Below are 18350 nucleotides of genomic sequence, written 5' to 3'. Positions count from 1 at the left end.
CAGCACGGCCGCGGCCCCAACACCCCGCGGCCGTGCTGTTCGCGTCTGCTCACCCTTAGGCTCGGAGTGACCTGACAGGGGAGGACGCGTTGGCTGATTTGCTGACCGGCGAGGATCTTGACCAGTTCAAGGTTCCCGGCGCGAGCTGGGCGTTGATCGATAACGGCGTACTTGCCGAGCGGGGCAGCATCGGCGTTGCCGAAGCCGGCGGGACGACCCCGATCACCGCCCGAACACTCTTCCAGGCATGCTCCATCAGCAAGCCGATCGCGGTGTTCGCCATGCTTCGGCTGGTCGACTGGGGACGGCTAGACCTCGACGACGATGTCAACCAATGGCTCACGTCCTGGCAGCTTCCACCGACGGGTGAATGGCGCCCGGTCGTCACGTTGCGGCAGCTGGCCAGCCACACGGCCGGCCTGACGGTTCCCGGCTTTCCGGGGTACCCGCTCGGCGCTGAGCTGCCAACGCCAGTCGAGATCCTCGACGGTGTCCGGCCGGGCAACACGTTCGGAGTCCGCGTCGACCTGGTGCCCGGCACCCGGTTCCGGTACTCCGGCGGCGGGACCGTAGTACTGCAACAACTCCTCGAAGACGTCACCCGGATGCCGTTCCGCCGCCTCGCGCGGCAGCTCGTCTTTGAGCCGCTGGGCATGTCGGACAGCGATTTTGCGCAACCATTGCCGCCAGAGCTCCACGATCGGGCAGCCACTGCCCACGACGAACTCGGTCGTCCGGTGGAAGGCCGATGGCACTCGTATCCCGAACTTGCCGCGGCCGGTCTTTGGACGACTCCCACTGATCTGGTGGCCTTCGCACTGGGAGTTCAGAGCGCGTATGCGGGCGCTTCGGATGCCCTCATCTCGCAGGAGCTGGCGCGGGAGATGCTGACTCCTCACGCCCCGATGGCTGATCCCTACGACAGGATGGACGCGCTCGGGCTCGGGGTCTTCCTGGCCGATGGCGGTGCGCGCTTCGGGCACGGCGGATCGAACAAGGGCTTCAAGTGCCATCTGGTCGCCTACCGGGACACAGGCCAAGGCGCGGCGGTGATGACCAATGGGGATGGCGGCACCCATATAGCCGACAGGGCGCTCACGCGCATGGCCGCGTCGTACGGGTGGCAGGGCTTTCCGATGGAGCTCAGTGAGCCGGCGGAAGCTGATGAGAAGGCGCTCCAGAGAGTCACTGGCAGGTACCAGTTGCGAGAGAACGTGTACTTCGACGTGGTTGCTACTGATGGAGGACTCGACGTGGTGTTCGCCCGGCAACCGGCGCTGAGGTTCGGGCCGCGAGGGAAGGGTTGTTTCGGCGCGCGGTGGGGGATCGATGCGGAGCTGCGGCTGACCGGCGACGGCTTGGTGTTCGTCCAGGACGGCGTGGAAGTGGAGTGCTCCCGGCTGACCTGAGTGCTGGGAATAGGTTCGTGGGGGGAGGGGGTTACATCTGATGCCGTCCGGTACATGACCCCCGGGCCTCACACTCAGCCGCTACGAGCGGCCACTCGCCGAGAGGCGTCTGCTGGACGGTGCGGTATTCGATGGGTGGGAGCCGGTACTCCGGTTCCCACCCATCTGCCGTGGTCACCTCGTTGATGCCGACTCAGTCGTGTCCGACTCGCACTTCCGTCTTGACACGGGCAGGACTTGAACGGGTGCGGCATCATGGAGGTGTGGCCCGGGGAGACGCGGGTGACTGGTGTGACAAGCGGGACGACGGCCGGCGCGCCGAAGAGGCAGTGCAAGGGTTGGGTCAAGGTCCAATCCCCGATTTGCATCTTCACCGCGAATGTCAGTAATGTTCTTCTTGTCGGAGCGGGTGCGGGACGCGAAAGCGGCCGGTCGCTTCGAACTCCCTGAAGGTTCCAGGAGCTGAAGCACGCCTTGTGCGGGTTTCGGTCACTGTGGTTTGCCGGGAGACTGGGATGAAAGAGGCCGATTTGACTGGCTTCGGCCGGAACAGTAATGTTTGGCGGGTTGCCCCGGAGTCCTGACCGAAAGGTTGCGGACGCGGTGTGCGTTCGATTCTTGAGAACTCAACAGCGTGCCGAAAGTCAATGCCGAAATTTAGCATTAACCCGATTCACGGCATTGGATGATCTTGTCCACCTCTGGTCCTCATCGGATTTTGGGTGCTGGGTTGTCTGTTGTTCGTGTATCGATTCCTTTGAGAACTAATGATTCAAGTCAGTTTGATTGTTTCTGAGATATCAAAGGATCACTCGAAGTAGTCTGTTATCTGCCCTTCGGGGTGGTTGACATATTGAATTCAACGGAGAGTTTGATCCTGGCTCAGGACGAACGCTGGCGGCGTGCTTAACACATGCAAGTCGAGCGGTAAGGCCCCTTCGGGGGTACACGAGCGGCGAACGGGTGAGTAACACGTGAGCAACCTACCCTCAACTTCGGGATAAGCCTCGGAAACGGGGTCTAATACCGGATATCACCTCGGGCTTCATGGTTTGGGGTTGAAAGTTCTGGCGGTTGGGGATGGGCTCGCGGCCTATCAGCTTGTTGGTGGGGTAATGGCCTACCAAGGCGTCGACGGGTAGCCGGCCTGAGAGGGCGACCGGCCACACTGGGACTGAGACACGGCCCAGACTCCTACGGGAGGCAGCAGTGGGGAATATTGCGCAATGGACGAAAGTCTGACGCAGCAACGCCGCGTGAGGGATGACGGCCTTCGGGTTGTAAACCTCTTTCAGCAGGGACGAAGCGAGAGTGACGGTACCTGCAGAAGAAGGACCGGCCAACTACGTGCCAGCAGCCGCGGTAATACGTAGGGTCCGAGCGTTGTCCGGAATTATTGGGCGTAAAGGGCTCGTAGGCGGTTCGTCACGTCGGGAGTGAAAACTCGGAGCTCAACTCCGAGCCTGCTTCCGATACGGGCAGACTAGAGGTAGGCAGGGGAGAGCGGAACTCCTGGTGTAGCGGTGGAATGCGCAGATATCAGGAAGAACACCGGTGGCGAAGGCGGCTCTCTGGGCCTTACCTGACGCTGAGGAGCGAAAGCGTGGGTAGCGAACAGGATTAGATACCCTGGTAGTCCACGCCGTAAACGTTGGGCGCTAGGTGTGGGGGACATTCCACGTCCTCCGTGCCGCAGCTAACGCATTAAGCGCCCCGCCTGGGGAGTACGGCCGCAAGGCTAAAACTCAAAGGAATTGACGGGGGCCCGCACAAGCGGCGGAGCATGCGGATTAATTCGATGCAACGCGAAGAACCTTACCTGGGTTTGACATATAGGGAAATCCTCCAGAGATGGGGGGTCCGTAAGGGTCCTATACAGGTGGTGCATGGCTGTCGTCAGCTCGTGTCGTGAGATGTTGGGTTAAGTCCCGCAACGAGCGCAACCCTCGTCCTATGTTGCCAGCACGTTATGGTGGGGACTCATAGGAGACTGCCGGGGTCAACTCGGAGGAAGGTGGGGATGACGTCAAGTCATCATGCCCCTTATGTCCAGGGCTTCACGCATGCTACAATGGCCGGTACAAAGGGCTGCGAAACCGCAAGGTGGAGCGAATCCCAAAAAGCCGGTCTCAGTTCGGATTGGGGTCTGCAACTCGACCCCATGAAGTCGGAGTCGCTAGTAATCGCAGATCAGCAACGCTGCGGTGAATACGTTCCCGGGCCTTGTACACACCGCCCGTCACGTCATGAAAGTCGGCAACACCCGAAGCCGGTGGCCTAACCCTTGTGGAGGGAGCCGTCGAAGGTGGGGCTGGCGATTAGGACGAAGTCGTAACAAGGTAGCCGTACCGGAAGGTGCGGCTGGATCACCTCCTTTCTAAGGAGCATTGGCAGCTGCAACCCGTAAGGGTGTAGTTGCCTACAGGTCGTTTCCAGGACGAATGTTTCTGGGCGGCCATGCTTCGGAATGTGGAACATTGACCATTAGATGAGTAAACGGAACCGAGTGGGTAAGTACTGCTGATTCTCTTCGGAGAGGACGCGTGGAACACACATAGAGTCGAGTGGATCATCGAGGCGCGCTGTTGGGTCCTGAGGAATCGGGCCATGGATCTTCGGATCCTTGGATCGGTTTTTCTGGGTCACTACTACATCAACTGCTGGATCTTTGCGGATCACAGGGTTGGTGTGGCTGTGTGGCTGGGGCCGGCTCTCACCAAACTCCTGGTGATGGGTTTTTCGAGGGTGTGTTTTCCCTTCGTTGGATCTGTCCGAGGGTAGTGGTGGACAAGGGCTGGTGTTCCTGCCCGTATTTTGAGAACTGTATAGTGGACGCGAGCATCTTCAGTATTTTGTTGTTTTTGTGACAAGCTACTAAGGGCAATCGGTGGATGTCTAGGCACCAAGAGCCGATGAAGGACGTAGGAGCCTGCGATAAGCCCCGGGGAGTTGGCAACCAAGCTGTGATCCGGGGGTGTCCGAATGGGGAAACCCAGCTGGCATTCTAAAGCCAGTTACCAGTGCCTGAACACATAGGGTTCTGGAGGGAACGCGGGGAAGTGAAACATCTCAGTACCCGCAGGAAGAGAAAACAATAGTGATTCCGTGAGTAGTGGCGAGCGAAAGCGGATGAGGCTAAACCATGTGCGTGTGATAGCCGGCGTGCGTTGCGTATATGGGGTTGTGGGAGCATTCAGATCCTAATGCCGTGGGGTCAGGGAGTTATAAATCACTGTTGAAGTCGAATTTTCTGGAAAGTTGAGCCGTAGTGGGTAAGAGCCCCGTAGGCGTAAGACAGTGACTTCCGAGTGTTTTCCCAAGTAGCACGGGACTCTTGAAATCCCGTGTGAATCTGGCGGGACCACCCGCTAAGCCTAAATACTTCTTGGTGACCGATAGCGGACTAGTACCGTGAGGGAAAGATGAAAAGTACCCCGGGAGGGGAGTGAAATAGTACCTGAAACCGGTTGCCTACAATCCGTCGGAGCGCTCACCTTGTGTGGGTGTGACGGCGTGCCTTTTGAAGAATGAGCCTGCGAGTTAGTGGTATGTGGCGAGGTTAACCCGTGTGGGGTAGCCGTAGCGAAAGCGAGTCTGAATAGGGCGACCAGAGTCGCATGCTCTAGACCCGAAGCGGAGTGATCTATCCATGGGCAGGTTGAAGCGCGGGTAAGACCGCGTGGAGGACCGAACCCACCAGGGTTGAAAACCTGGGGGATGACCTGTGGATAGGGGTGAAAGGCCAATCAAACTCCGTGATAGCTGGTTCTCCCCGAAATGCATATAGGTGCAGCGTCGCGTGTTTCTTACCGGAGGTAGAGCACTGGATGGTCTAGGGGGCTTACCGGCTTACCGAAATCAGCCAAACTCCGAATGCCGGTAAGTGAGAGCGCGGCAGTGAGACTGCGGGGGATAAGCTCCGTAGTCGAGAGGGAAACAGCCCAGATCACCAGCTAAGGCCCCTAAGCGATTGCTAAGTGGAAAAGGATGTGGAGTTGCCCAGACAACCAGGAGGTTGGCTTAGAAGCAGCCACCCTTGAAAGAGTGCGTAATAGCTCACTGGTCAAGTGATTCCGCGCCGACAATGTAGCGGGGCTCAAGCAATCCGCCGAAGCTGTGGCATTCACACTCGTACCCGGCCCAGACTTGTTCTGGGTCCAGGTGTGTGGATGGGTAGGGGAGCGTCGTGCAGCGTGTGAAGCAGCAGAGTGATCTAGTTGTGGATGCTGCACGAGTGAGAATGCAGGCATGAGTAGCGAATGACGGGTGAGAAACCCGTCCGCCGAATGATCAAGGGTTCCAGGGTCAAGCTAATCTGCCCTGGGTAAGTCGGGACCTAAGGCGAGGCCGACAGGCGTAGTCGATGGACAACGGGTTGATATTCCCGTACCGGCATTAACACGACCCGACCGAACCCACTGATGCTAAGGATCTGAAACCGCGAGGCCTTCGGGCTGAGTGGTGGAAGCTCTGACCCTAGGTGGTATTAGGTGCACTAAGGAGTGACGCAGGAGGGCAGTCCATCCGCGGCGATGGTAGGCGCAAGCTGATCCGCGGGCAAGGTGGTAGGGCGAGGCATAGGCAAATCCGTGTCTCACAGAGCCTGAGAACCGAGGCGGACCCGTTCAGGGGAAGTGGATGATCCCATGCTGCCGAGAAAAACTTCGTAGTGAGTGTTAGAGCCGCCCGTACCCCAAACCGACACAGGTGATCAGGTAGAGAATACCAAGGCGATCGAGTGAACCATGGTTAAGGAACTCGGCAAAATGCCCCCGTAACTTCGGGAGAAGGGGGGCCTGATTCGTGACGAGACTTGCTCTCGGAAGCGTTGATGGCCGCAGAGACCAGGCCCAAGCGACTGTTTACTAAAAACACAGGTCCGTGCGAAGAAGTAATTCGATGTATACGGACTGACGCCTGCCCGGTGCTGGAACGTTAAGGGGACAGGTTAGCTGGCTTTGGCCGGCGAAGCTTTGAACTTAAGCGCCAGTAAACGGCGGTGGTAACTATAACCATCCTAAGGTAGCGAAATTCCTTGTCGGGTAAGTTCCGACCTGCACGAATGGCGTAACGACTTGGGCGCTGTCTCAACCATGGACTCGGCGAAATTGCATTACGAGTAAAGATGCTCGTTACGCGCAGCAGGACGGAAAGACCCCGGGACCTTTACTACAACTTGGTATTGGTGGTCGGTACAACTTGTGTAGGATAGGTGGGAGACTGTGAAACCTGGACGCCAGTTCGGGTGGAGTCATCGTTGAAATACCACTCTGGTTGTTCTGGCTGTCTAACTTCGGTCCATTATCTGGATCAGGGACAGTGCCTGGTGGGTAGTTTGACTGGGGCGGTCGCCTCCTAAAAGGTAACGGAGGCGCTCAAAGGTTCCCTCAGCCTGGTTGGCAATCAGGTGTCGAGTGTAAGTGCACAAGGGAGCTTGACTGTGAGACAGACATGTCGAGCAGGGACGAAAGTCGGAACTAGTGATCCGGCGGTGGCATGTGGGAGCACCGTCGCTCAACGGATAAAAGGTACCCCGGGGATAACAGGCTGATCTTCCCCAAGAGTCCATATCGACGGGATGGTTTGGCACCTCGATGTCGGCTCGTCGCATCCTGGGGCTGGAGTAGGTCCCAAGGGTTGGGCTGTTCGCCCATTAAAGCGGCACGCGAGCTGGGTTTAGAACGTCGTGAGACAGTTCGGTCCCTATCCGCTGCGCGCGCAGGAGACTTGAGAAGGGCTGCCCCTAGTACGAGAGGACCGGGGTGGACGAACCTCTGGTGTGCCAGTTGTTCCGCCAGGAGCACGGCTGGTTGGCTACGTTCGGGAGTGATAACCGCTGAAAGCATCTAAGCGGGAAGCACGCTTCAAGATGAGGTCTCCCACCGAGTTAATCGGGTAAGGCCCCCAGTAGACCACTGGGTTGATAGGCCAGAAGTGGAAGCGCCGCAAGGTGTGGAGCTGACTGGTACTAATAGGCCGAGGGCTTGTCTCAACACCAACACATCGTGTTGGGGCAACAAACTGCTGCAAGATTCGCGTCCACTATACGGTTCCCGAAATACGGTCAACCCCCAGCCGATGCCTGCCCCTCGCGGGGCGGGAAGTGACTGTAGTGTGGTTGGTTGATATTTCTATAGAGTTACGGTGACCATAGCGTCGGGGAAACACCCAGTCTCCATTCCGAACCTGGAAGTTAAGCCCTTCAGCGCCGATGGTACTGCGACCGGGAGGTCGTGGGAGAGTAGGACGTCGCCGGACATTCACACTGTTAAGGGCCACCCACACCGGGTGGCCCTTAACATTTCCCCCGGCTACTGCCACATGCCGTCTAGCTAAAAGGCGCACGGCGATGAGCTCGTTCGGCAGCGGCGGCGGCCGCTCAGCCTTAGGATCTCCGCTGAAGGCCAGCTGGCGAGCTCAGGGGTGATGGCTGCCGTGGCTGAGAAGGCCGGCTGGTATACCCGGCGATGAAGTCCCGTCCGGAGACTGCCGGCACAGCTCAACCGGACGCTGCGCCGTGCACGGGCGCTTGGTCCATGCCGAGGAAGCCGGCGTCTCCAGCGGCTGGCGCCGCCCAGCGCAGCCGCCTCGAGCAGCGCCTTCGGGAAGGTGCCGAGCACGGAGGCGAGCAGGGCTGGAGCTCAACGATGGACCTCACGGTCCGAGGCTCCGCGCGTGGACGGCTGGAGGCTGATTTCAGCTGGCCGGCTTTCTGTGCCCGGTAGTGAGTCCTCCGGTGCGCCTTCATGGGACTGGCAGCGATGGGCCGAGTGGTGGTAGCCGGTTGCCGGCGTCTCTGCGACCCGACAGCCATGCGTTCCACCGCCCCATGCCTTGGTGCTTTAGCGCCCCATGCAGGTGGTCGACCGTCGCCACGCAGCGGTGCTGCTCGACCGTCGCCACGCAGCGGTGGTGCTCGACCGTTCTCAGGCAGTGGTGCTGCTCGGCTGTTCCCAGATAGTGGGCCAGCTCAGGTGCGTGCCGAGCTTCCCGCTCGTGCTCGCCTTTAGAGGTCTTCGGGGGAGATTCCTACTAGGGCTGCTGCTGCGCAGATGTGGATGGGGGTTAGGTCTGCGGGGGCTACGGGGGCCTGGAGGAGGGTGCCTCGTTCGAAGGGGGTGAGGTTGATGTCTATGCCGTGGGCGCCGGCGACCATGCCTCGGACGTACGTGAGCCAGCCCATCATCGGGATGCCGCGGCGGAAGACGCCTGCGGCGGCGGCTAGTTCGGTGTCGGCGATGCTGGCCCATTCGGGTTCCCAGATCGTGACGACTGCTCGGAGTACCTGGGCGAAGCGCTCTGACTGGATCAGGGCGTCCTCGTCGCTCCAGTGCAGCGTGAGCTGGTCGGAGACGGTGGTGAGGGTGCCGCCCATGGAGAGGTCGAACAGCCAGGGGAGTTCACCGGCGCTCTGCAGGTGCAGACGGGTGGTGCTGGAACCGTTGGAGAGGACCTTGGTGGTCGCCTCGACCATCTCCTGCAGCGGCGTCGACGCGTCGGCCTCGAGCACGTGGAAGCCCCAGCGTTCGTCCTGCGTCCAGAGGTGGACCTCCGGGAACGCGACGGCGACCGCGGTCAGCGTGCGCCCGACGCGCAGCGCCCTGTGGTCGACCGATTCGTCTCGGTGAGCCCATTGGGCGCGCAGTAGCCAAGATGCCATCTCACGCCCTCCGATCAGCTGCCGGCTGGACCTGTCCAACGGACGCTACGCCGACCGGTGAGTGGTTGACCAGAGCTCCGCCTACTCCGTGTGAACAGATGGGGCGGGCCCGAACGCCCAGCTGCTGACACGTCACCGCTCCAGTGTGAAGCAGCCACAGGTCAGCCCCGACCACCGGGGTCGCTTTTCCGCAACCTCCCACCAGAAACCCGAGGCGACCCCCACCCTCCCCAGCAGCAGCCACCCCACCAACAGCACTCAGTACTCCGCCCCGTCCGCCTCGCCACCAACCCCGTTGCCGTCATAAGCAGTCGCCGCGGCGGTCGTGCCATCTGCGCCCCCGACTTCGCTGCCCACGTCGCCGGTCGGCTCGCCTGCGTCGCCAGCTCCACTGCCGGTGAGGTCCTGGGTGCTGCCGCCGACGTCGCCGGTCACGCTCTGAGCACTCCCCGCGCCGCCGGTGCTGTCGCTGACGTCGTGGGCGTTGCTCCCCGGGCCGCCAGCTCCGTCCGTGCCGCGGGTCGCGGTCTGGGCGTTGCTGCCCGAGGCGGCGGACCTGCTGGCGGCGGCGCTCGGCTTGCTCTCCGCATCGGCGGGAGCTGCGTCGGCGGGAGCTGATGCTGTGGTGCTTGTGGCAGGCGGGCCTGCCTTGGGGGAGCGGCGGCGGGAGGTGGGTGCCGGCGCGGCGGCGGTCGTCCCGTCGGCGTCGCTGCCCGCGCCGGCGGTTGTGCTGTCAGCTCCGCCGGTGCTGCTGGTGGCGCTCTGGGTGCTGCTGTCCGAGGCGGCGGCTGTGTTGGCGGCGGCGCTCGGCTTGCTCTCCGCGTCGGCGGGAGCTGATGCTGTGGTGCTTGTGGCAGGCGGGGTTGTCTTGGGGGAGCGGCGGCGGGAGGTGGCCTTGACGGGCTCCGGCGCTGCGTCGTCGACAGGCGCCGGTGCGGTGGGGGCGGCGTCGGTTGTTGTTGTGGCGGGGGCGGGCGAAGGGGCGGGCTCCGGGTCGTGGGGGATGGAGTCCAGGGTTGGAGCTGCTAGGTCGAGGGTGGGGCGGGGGCCTCGGTAGGAGTCGAGCCAGGTGCGGAGGAGTTCTACTCGGTCGGCGTACTCCTCGTTGCCCTTGACCACCGGGGCCTGGTTGTAGGCCATGGTGTCGGAGGAGCGGCGGAGCTTTACGTAGAGGCGGGAGGAGGACAGGGCGTAGCGTTCCATGTCGTCCTGGAGGGCACCGATCACCGTGATGTTGCGGTCGCGGCCGATCTGTTCGAAGAGAGCCACGGCTTCACGGCGGTGCTGGGAGCCCAGGTTGCGACCCAGCTCGTCGAGGATCAGCAGCAGCGGGCGGTCGCTGCCGCCGGCCAGGGCGGCGGCGCAGACGAGCTTGACCGCCTTCTCGTCCATCTGTGCGGTGTTGCCCTTGACGTTGAACGCCGAGAACGGACCACCCTCGGACCGTCGCCACTTCGGCGTGACCGTCCAGCGCCACGGCTTGTCCGGTTCGGCCGGCGGGTCGGGCTCCGGGTACTCGAGCTTGGCCCCATACCCGCCGTACTGCTGATCAAGCCGATCGAACTCAGTCGACACCAGCCGCAGCCGGGCCTTGATGCCGTCGGCAAGTGACGCGCGGTGGGCGCGTGCCGTGCTCTCAGCCTCGCCGAGTCCTTCGCGGGCCCGCTCCAGAGCCGCATTGCGCTCGGCACGCTGGCTCGTGATCTGTTGTTGCTGCAAGCTGTCGAAGGTCTCGTGCTGCGCCAGGTGGCTGGCCAGCGTCCGCTGCATAGCCGGTACCAGCGCCACGCGCGCCCCGAGCGTCCCGTTCGACCAACCATCGGGGCCGTTGAGGATCTCCCACAGTTCGGACGGGATCTCTTCCCGCGAGCGGGCGTTCGGGAAGCATCGGCGTACGACGTCGTCGAGTTGGGTGCAGGCCTGGTGGTTCCAGTCGGCCGTGGTCCGTCGCTGGGCGGCCTCATCCGGCAGCGCGACCAAAAACTCAGCAGCTTCCGAGGCGCTGCCGCCCCAGGCAGTCGTCCTGGAGACGAGGTCGAGCGCGGTCTGCTCCTCCAGCAGGACGAGCCGGCGCCTGGCTAGCTCTTCGAGGATGCGGTCGTGGTCGCGGCGGGTCGCCTCGAGGTTCTTCAGCCGCTCGTCACGGACGAGTTGCTGCCCGGCCGCCGCCTCGGCTGACTCCTTCGCCGCCTGCAACGCGGGTGCAAGCTTTTCGCGATCGGTCTCGTGCTGATCATTGGCTTCGCGGAGAGCGAGGATCTGCTCCTGTACGTCGGCGGCCGTCCCGAGCGCGCGAGCGGCCGCTGTACGGCGCTCGGCCTGTTCGACCCGTGCGCGAGCCTGCTCGAGTGCAGCCGATGCCAAAGACCGGGCTTCGACGGCGGCGTCGAGCCGGCGGCGAGCGGCCTCGATCCGGGCGGTGCGACCGGTGATCGCCTCCTCGAACTGCCCGACGGCGACCACACCGGCCTGGTCGTCGATGACCTCCTTGGCCGAGCGGGCGGCCAGCGCGGCAAAGAACCCATCGAGCTTGAAGCGCTTGTCAGCCGACGAGGGACCGCCCTTGAAGGCCGCGGCGCCAGGCCGATTCGCCAGCACCAGCAGGAAGCCCGGATAGCCGGCATCGCTCAGCGCGGAGGTCGCCAGCGCGACATCGGCCGCGTCAACGACAACAGCCTCCCGGTACGGCGCCAGCCGCGGCTCCCACTCCGCACGGTCGGACGAAGCGAGTTCGGTGATGTCGGTGAGCGCACCGCACTCGATGCCCGCGTTCGTGAGGACCTGCTGCTGCGGAGCCGAAACGGTCTGGCCGCTCTCGGCCTCCCGCAACTCGGCAGAGGCCTGATCCACGAACGAACGTGCCGCGTGATCCCGCCCGATGTGCTCCTCGAGTACTGCGCGGGCCTCCTCCTGCTCGTCCGCAGCAGCGGCCAGGTCGCGTCCGTCGGCCGAGCGACCCGCATCGAGCAGTCGCCGGTGCTCCTGGCCGAGCCGCTCGAGCTGCTCGCGGACCGAACGCTGGGCAAGATCCAGTTCGCGGTCCCGGGCGTCGAGCTTGTCGCGCTCCTGGCGGGTCAGCTGGACGTCGCGGAGCAGGTTCTCCTCGCTGCCGAACGCCTCGATCTCGGTGTCGATCGTCTCGCGGCGAGCTTCCTGCTCGGCGACCCGCTCGTCGAGAACACCCAGCTCCTGCACGATCTCGCTGTTCCGCGCATCGCCGTCGATCAGATGCCTGGCGCAACGAGCCCGCCAGGACTCGCGAGCCGCGGCAAGGGCCTCGCGGGCCGCCGCGCGCTGCAGGATGCCCGCCTCGACGGTGGCCATCTCCTGCTCCCAGCGCTGCAGGTCGGCAGCCGCCTGCTTGGTCGCCTCGCGTTGCGTGTGCTCGGCGGAGCGATGAGCCTGCTCCTGCTCGAGTTCGTGGTCGAGCCCGGTCAGCGTCGCGATCGCGTTGAAGATGCGGGCCGGGCCGAGTTCGTTGAGCGGCTCGGCCAGCAGGTTGGCCGTCGGCGACGACCTGACGGAGGTCGACAGGAACGACACGCAGCGGACCTGACCGCCGTACAGGACGGTCGAGAGCTTGTTGGCGTGGAAGTCGGTGCGGCCGTTGGAGTGGGGGAGGGCCGCCCACAACGCGTCGGCGCCGGCCGCGCGCTCGGCCTCGGTCGCGCCGTACGGGACGTGCAGGCCCTTCTTCCAGCGCAGATCCAGGTACGACGCCTTGCGGTTGATCCGGATCCAGACGGTGATGGCGGCCGCTTCGATCTCGGACAGCTCGGTCAGGTCGGGGTCGGAGAAGACGCCGATGATGTAGCCGCGATCGACGTTCGACCAGGTGCCTTCCTGGCCGGCCGCCTCCGCGGTGAAGAGCAGCTCGGCCGCGCCCGGAGCACCGCTGGTCAGTCGCCACTGCTCGTCGGCGTGCAGGAGCGACAGCGCGGCGATCCACGACGACTTGCCGGCGCCGTTGGAGTCGACCGGGCCCTGGCCGGCGACGGTGACGAGGCCCTGGCTGACCATCGGGATCGGGTGCGTCGAGAGCCGGGACAGGTCGACGACCTGGACGCCGAGCAGCACCTTCGAACCGAGGATGTCGAACGGGCCGTCCTCGGTCGGGGTCGTGGTGCTCATGCCGTTCCTATCTGGTCTGCGTTCGGGGAGCTCGTCCGGGTCACTCCTGGTCCCCCGGCCGGAAGGACCGACCATATCCAGTCGGCGCCCCAGCGGCCGCATCGGCAGGCCCGGAGCGATCCCGCGGCGTCCGGAAGGCCGCCGATCCACCCTCGAACCGCCCTCGAACGAGCCCAGAAAAGTTTCGGCAGCGCCCTGCAAAATCGAAGATTGTCGAATACGTAATCAGCTGGTCACGCACTGTTGACGCCACCGTCACCCCGTGACTACCTTGCATTCCGAGGAAAGCGTTTTCCCCCTGCGGATAGAGCGCTCTATCCAACCCTTCCATCCACCAGTACCGCGAAACCCGGACGCGGGTCGCGGAACCGGTACTCGTCCTGGAGGTTCCTCGTGTCATCTTCCGCCCCAACTTCAACCCCTCCGCGCCGTCGGTTCGGCCGTGCCGCCGTGGCACTGGCCGCCGCCGCGGCACTCGTCGCGGCCGGCAGCGTCGCCGTCGCGCCGGAGGCTTCCGCCTACACGTTCGCGCTCCAAGGCTGGGCCACCCAGGGTGGTGGTACGACCGGCGGCGGGAGCGCGTCTCCGGTCACCGTCACCACCCAGGCGGCGCTGATCAGCAACATGCAGGCCAGCGGTGCCCGGGTGATCCGCGTCTCCGGCACGATCGCGCTGCCCAGTGGCATGACCAAGGTCGCGTCCAACAAGACGATCATCGGCGTCGGCAGCGGCGCGACGATCACCTCGGGCGGTATCAACGTCAGCCAGGTCAGCAACGTGATCATCCGCAACATCAACTTCCGGAACTGGAACGACGACGCGATCAACGTCCAGTACTCGACCCGGGTCTGGATCGATCACAACAACTTCAGCAACGGGTACGACGGCGCCGTCGACATCAAGCGCGCCTCGGACTACGTCACCGTGTCGTGGAACCGGGTCTTCAGCCACGACAAGTCGTTCCTGCTCGGTCACTCCGACAGCAACGGCGGTGAGGACCGGGGCAAGCTGCGGGTGACCTACCACCACAACTATTTCGACGACTCGAACCAGCGCCACCCGCGGGTGCGGTTCGGCAACCCGGTGCACGTCTACAACAACTACTACCGCTCGACCAGTGGGTACGGCGTCGCCTCGACGGTCGGCGCGGGCGTCTTCGTCCAGCGCAACTACTTCGAGAACGTCAGCAAGCCGACGGTCGCGCAGACCGGGGACTCGCCGGAGGGCAACCTCAAGCTCGACGGCAACCACCTGGTGGGTTCTGGTACGCCGGTCTCCCGCAACCCCGGCAGCGTCGCCGGCATCCCCTACAGCTACACCCTCGACGCGGCGGCCAACGTGAAGTCGATCGTCACGGCCAACGCAGGCACCGGCAAGATCTGAACCGAGGAGTCAGGTTCCGCCCCGCCTGACAGACGGGCACGCGACCAACCGTCGCGTGCCCGTCTCACTGGCAGCGGCGGATCGCCTGGAAAACAAGGGGATCTGCTCGAAAGGTCAACCACCGGCAGACCTGAGCTGCCGGTCCATCTGCCTGTTCTGGTCTCCGTGCGGCCGGTGTCATGGAGTGACCGGCCGATCACTCGGCGCCGCTCGAACGGAAGGAACGAAAGTGAGGATGATCAACCGGCGAGCCGTCTCCGCCACAGCGCTCTGGCTGTTGGCGGTCGCGGTCTGCGTCACACCCTGGGCAGGCACCGCCAACGCCGCGCCCACCACCTCCCCTGCCGCAGTACAGGCCGCGCCCGCCGCGGCAGGCGATGACGAGGTTGTTGTCGTCGAGCGCAATGCTCTGGGGACCATCACGAAGATGACTCGGTATCAACCGGCCGGATCCGCCGAGAAGCTCCGGGCTCAGCTCCGGGCCAGCGGCGTCACCGGAGTTCTCCCGGCCGGCCAGAAGGCTCCGAATCAAATCCTGGCCGCCTGTGCGCCGTTTGTCGGTACCGCCGCGGCCTGGTGCGATCACGCTTGGGCCTACAACGGATTCAACGATCCGCAGGTCTACTTCCTGGACCACACGCCGGCGGGATATCCCGTGACCGCTGCCGTGGCGGACTGGTACCAGTCGCCGGGAATCGACGCCTACTACCGTTGGCACACGCAGGGCTGCCCGGGCGGCGGACGTCACTGTGTCCACGTTCGTGTCGTCAGCAGCACGGCCAACTGGTTCGGCCGGACCAGTTGGGCGCCGAACGCCCCGCAGGGCCCAGCCTCGGTGGAGCTGAACAGCAGGCTGCTCGGTAACGCCACCCAGCGGCGCAAGACCACCTGCCACGAGCTCGGCCACGCCCTCGGCCTCGAACACAACTCGTCCACCAACAGCTGCATGAGGAGCGGCACTGTAGGAGCGGGCTGGTCGGTCCGCCCGTCAGGCGACGACTTCCAGGTACTCAACCGGCTCTACCCCCGGCCGGGCACCTGATCGGCACGTTCCACACGCGAGTCCCGTGCTGCCGGCACCCCTTGCCGGCAGCACGGCCGTCGTCCGGGGCCGCTAAAGGCGTTCGGCTCCGTACTACGGTCCGCCCGCCGCCGTGGCTGCTCGTCGGTGCCGGTCACCTGCTGGTTACTCGGACGTGGCCGCGGTTCGCGCGGACGGCTCGAGGCGGGCGCGGATGGCTTCGGCGATGGGGCTCGACGGCGCGGCGGCGAGGATCAGCTGGTCTTGCAGCCGGCGGCGCGCTGCTGGGGTGAGCCGTTGAAGCTGCGGACCAGGGATGTAGCTAGGCCCGCCGGAGTGGTCGCCCGACAACTGGATCAAGCCGGCCGCTCGAAGTCGCTGCAGGGCAAGCCGGCGCTCCTCACCGCTGATCTTCGTGGTGCGCAGTTCGTCGACCGTCGTCGGCCGGGCCGACTTCCAGCTGTCGCCGGTGAGGATGCCTTCACTGCGAGGAATCGCCACCGAGTGGACCAACACAAGCACCAGGACGGCGCGATCAACCACGGACAGCGGCTGCCACCCCTGCGCGGTGAGCGTCTCGGCGATGTCGTCGGCATAGCCGGCAGTCCAGTGGGTGCCGTCCACGTGCACCAGCGTGCGGCCGATCAGCTTCAGCATCTTCTGGACCTGGCGGCGCAAGGTGACATCGCGCAAACCAGCCAGCTGTACTTCGGCCACCGGGTGCGCGGCATACTGCACCGCGCTAAATGCAGCCAGTACTTCGTCCCGGCTCCGGTCACTCAGATCCTGCACCAGAGAATCAAACAACGCATGCTGCTCGCTCACACGTCCTCCTCGGTCGCAGCCTCAGACGGCAGTGGGTCCGGCGCAACCTCAGGCGCCGGCGGAGCAGCCAGTACTGCGGGTGGCGGGTCGGGCAGCACCCGGCAGACCTCGCGCAGCCCGATGAGCTGCGATGGTCCCCACGTGATGACCCGAGGACCCAGACGGACCTCGCCCGCCTTCTCGTTCCACAGGAGCCAGCTGGTTGCGTGCAGACGACGGAGGCTGCCGATGATCAGAGTCAGGTCGCTCGACTGTTCCGGGCGGCCGCGCAGACCGGCGTACACGGCTTTGATCTGGGTGAGCGTGCCGACGACTCCTGGCCAGGCCGAGCCGCTGCGATCCGGCCAGCAGCAGGCGACGCAGATCGCGAGCACTCGGGCCGTTTCGTTCGGCTGCTCGACCGCCACCGCCGACATGCCGAGCTCATCCAGAACCGCGTGCCCGGCACCATCCGGCAGTGTCGGCACCATCCAGATCGACTCGCCGTCAGGCTCGGCCGCGCGAGTCATCCCCGAAACCGCAGGCGTGTCCGGCGAGACCTGCAACGGGCCCGCGGACTGCACCTTCGCCCACCACAACGCGTTGTAGCTGCGCCCGCTCTCTACAACCTCCGGCGCGCTCATCGCGTCACCCGGCGGAACGAACCCTCGGTCGCCCACGGCGTCCCGGCCGACGGATCGATCCGCATCCCGTCGCCCCAGACCAGTTCGTAGTCGAGTTCGTCATGCAGATGAGCCGCCGTCAGCTCGGCCAACACCCGTCGCGCGGTCACCCAGTCGCCCGCGTCGTCGACCACGTCCACGATGCTCACGCTGTCCCGCCCGGCCAGGATGCGCTCTGCCTCCGCTCGCAGGTCCTCGCGATCCGTCGCGGCAGCCGACTCCGGTGCGTCGGTCTCCGACGAAGGCCGCGGCGGCGCCATCCGCGCAGTACCGGTGCGCCGTCCGGACTCGACTGCCTCCAGCATTCCCTCGGGCGAGAATTCCGGAGCGGCCGCGTCGAAGAGCAACCCGTCCAGAACCCCAGCCAGTACGTCGATCTCGCTGCTCCTCGTGAACGTCAGCCAGGTCTCGATCGGCAGCAACCCCAATGCCCGGGTCGTACCGGCTCGCTCGACCAGCCGGCCGGCCGCTAGCTGGACAGCGTCGGCATAGGCGGCCAGCGACATCCGCAGTTGCGTGCAGACCTGGTGCAGGGTCGGCCAGCGGTCGAGGACGATGCGGTGGACCTTCTCGGCTTGTTCGATCAGCCGCTCGTTGCCCCAGGCGAGTTGCGCGTTCTCCCGCAGTTGCGCGGTGGTGCTGGTCGACACCAGGATCGACAACTCGTTCCCCAGCAGCCGGAACACCTTGGTCAGTCGCTCGATCGACGCCTTGCCCTGCTCCTCGACGGCCCGCGGGTCGCTCACGCTGTGTGCCTCGAGCGTCAGCAACTGGTGCAGCTCGGCCTGACCGCCCTGCACCGACATCCGCTTGAGGAACATCAGCATCACGTACGGCGCGAAGGCGGCGCGGTGACGCAACTCGTTCGGCCGGTCGACCAGCTTGGTGATCGCGCCGTACTGCCGGAGCACCTCGAAGCGCCGCACGATCACGTCGTGCGGATAGCCGCGGCAGGCGAGCGTGGCCTGTTCGACCGTCATCCCGTCGCTGCCGGCCTCGGCGAACGCGTCCAGGATCGCCTGGTCGACATCGAGCAGCTCGGGATCGACGATCATCGCGCCGGCCTCGCGGGCGAGCACGGCGAAGACCTGCCGGTAGACGCGCAATACGGCCGCTTCGGCCTCCGCGTCCAGCAATGTCGCGTCCATCGCGCCTCTCCTCCCGTGGCCCGGCCGCCCTGAGAACGACCAGACAACGGACTTTATCGACGCGGCCCGACGGACCGAAACCCGCCCCGACCGGCCTGTGGACAAACCAGG

8 protein-coding genes and 3 rRNA genes are annotated in these 18350 nt (G+C 64.5%); 6 read left to right on the top strand and 5 right to left on the bottom strand.

Annotated features, from left to right (window positions below; all coding sequences use genetic code 11):
- Window positions 1-89 precede the first annotated feature (89 nt).
- From ACQPYM_RS28070 to rrf, 4 genes are all read left to right on the top strand, one after another.
- A complete protein-coding gene (locus ACQPYM_RS28070) occupies window positions 90-1409 on the top strand; it encodes a serine hydrolase domain-containing protein (RefSeq protein WP_433006142.1) in 1320 nt (439 codons plus the stop codon).
- An 859-nt stretch (window positions 1410-2268) separates the two neighbouring features.
- Window positions 2269-3786 (top strand): 16S ribosomal RNA (locus ACQPYM_RS28065).
- A 487-nt stretch (window positions 3787-4273) separates the two neighbouring features.
- Window positions 4274-7401, top strand: a 23S ribosomal RNA gene (locus ACQPYM_RS28060).
- A 148-nt stretch (window positions 7402-7549) separates the two neighbouring features.
- Window positions 7550-7667, top strand: a 5S ribosomal RNA gene (gene rrf / locus ACQPYM_RS28055).
- Together the 16S, 23S and 5S rRNA genes form the textbook arrangement of a ribosomal RNA operon.
- Before the next feature lie 748 nt (window positions 7668-8415).
- On the opposite strand, the gene ACQPYM_RS28050 is transcribed toward rrf, so the two are convergent.
- On the bottom strand, window positions 8416-9069 hold the full coding sequence (locus tag ACQPYM_RS28050; protein ID WP_433006139.1) for a hypothetical protein: 654 nt from the start codon (window positions 9067-9069) through the stop codon (window positions 8416-8418).
- A 258-nt stretch (window positions 9070-9327) separates the two neighbouring features.
- A complete protein-coding gene (locus ACQPYM_RS28045; protein WP_433006136.1) occupies window positions 9328-13200 on the bottom strand; it encodes a chromosome segregation ATPase in 3873 nt (1290 codons plus the stop codon).
- A 450-nt stretch (window positions 13201-13650) separates the two neighbouring features.
- Here ACQPYM_RS28045 and ACQPYM_RS28040 point away from each other — a divergent pair, with 450 nt between their 5' ends.
- Both ACQPYM_RS28040 and ACQPYM_RS28035 read left to right on the top strand, forming a co-directional pair.
- On the top strand, window positions 13651-14583 hold the full coding sequence (locus ACQPYM_RS28040) for a pectate lyase family protein (RefSeq protein WP_433006133.1): 933 nt from the start codon (window positions 13651-13653) through the stop codon (window positions 14581-14583).
- A 235-nt stretch (window positions 14584-14818) separates the two neighbouring features.
- Complete coding sequence (locus ACQPYM_RS28035) at window positions 14819-15625, top strand: matrixin family metalloprotease (RefSeq protein WP_433023403.1); 807 nt, start codon at window positions 14819-14821, stop codon at window positions 15623-15625.
- A gap of 144 nt (window positions 15626-15769) precedes the next feature.
- Here ACQPYM_RS28035 and ACQPYM_RS28030 read toward each other — a convergent pair whose 3' ends face one another.
- From ACQPYM_RS28030 to ACQPYM_RS28020, 3 genes are read right to left on the bottom strand one after another with little or no spacing between them, the layout of a single operon-like run.
- Window positions 15770-16429, bottom strand: a complete 660-nt coding sequence (locus ACQPYM_RS28030; RefSeq protein WP_433006130.1) for a hypothetical protein — start codon at window positions 16427-16429, stop codon at window positions 15770-15772.
- Window positions 16426-17052 (bottom strand): hypothetical protein, encoded by a 627-nt coding sequence (locus ACQPYM_RS28025; RefSeq protein ID WP_433006127.1) that lies wholly within the window; start codon window positions 17050-17052, stop codon window positions 16426-16428. The genes ACQPYM_RS28030 and ACQPYM_RS28025 overlap by 4 nt, the downstream gene beginning before the upstream one ends.
- Complete coding sequence (locus ACQPYM_RS28020; protein ID WP_433006124.1) at window positions 17049-18239, bottom strand: hypothetical protein; 1191 nt, start codon at window positions 18237-18239, stop codon at window positions 17049-17051. The genes ACQPYM_RS28025 and ACQPYM_RS28020 overlap by 4 nt, the downstream gene beginning before the upstream one ends.
- Window positions 18240-18350: the final 111 nt, after the last annotated feature.

This window comes from Kribbella sp. CA-294648 (genome assembly GCF_050943845.1).
Taxonomy (GTDB): domain Bacteria; phylum Actinomycetota; class Actinomycetes; order Propionibacteriales; family Kribbellaceae; genus Kribbella.
This window is presented reverse-complemented; position numbering and strand designations above follow the sequence as displayed.

What these genes read in the sequence shown, in the direction of transcription:
- ACQPYM_RS28050 (WP_433006139.1), bottom strand. Translation starts at nt 9,069, where the DNA reads ATGGCATCTTGGCTACTGCGCGCCCAATGGGCTCACCGAGACGAATCG.
- ACQPYM_RS28045 (WP_433006136.1), bottom strand. Translation starts at nt 13,200, where the DNA reads ATGAGCACCACGACCCCGACCGAGGACGGCCCGTTCGACATCCTCGGT.
- ACQPYM_RS28035 (WP_433023403.1), top strand. Translation starts at nt 14,819, where the DNA reads ATGATCAACCGGCGAGCCGTCTCCGCCACAGCGCTCTGGCTGTTGGCG.
- ACQPYM_RS28025 (WP_433006127.1), bottom strand. Translation starts at nt 17,052, where the DNA reads ATGAGCGCGCCGGAGGTTGTAGAGAGCGGGCGCAGCTACAACGCGTTG.
- ACQPYM_RS28020 (WP_433006124.1), bottom strand. Translation starts at nt 18,239, where the DNA reads ATGGACGCGACATTGCTGGACGCGGAGGCCGAAGCGGCCGTATTGCGC.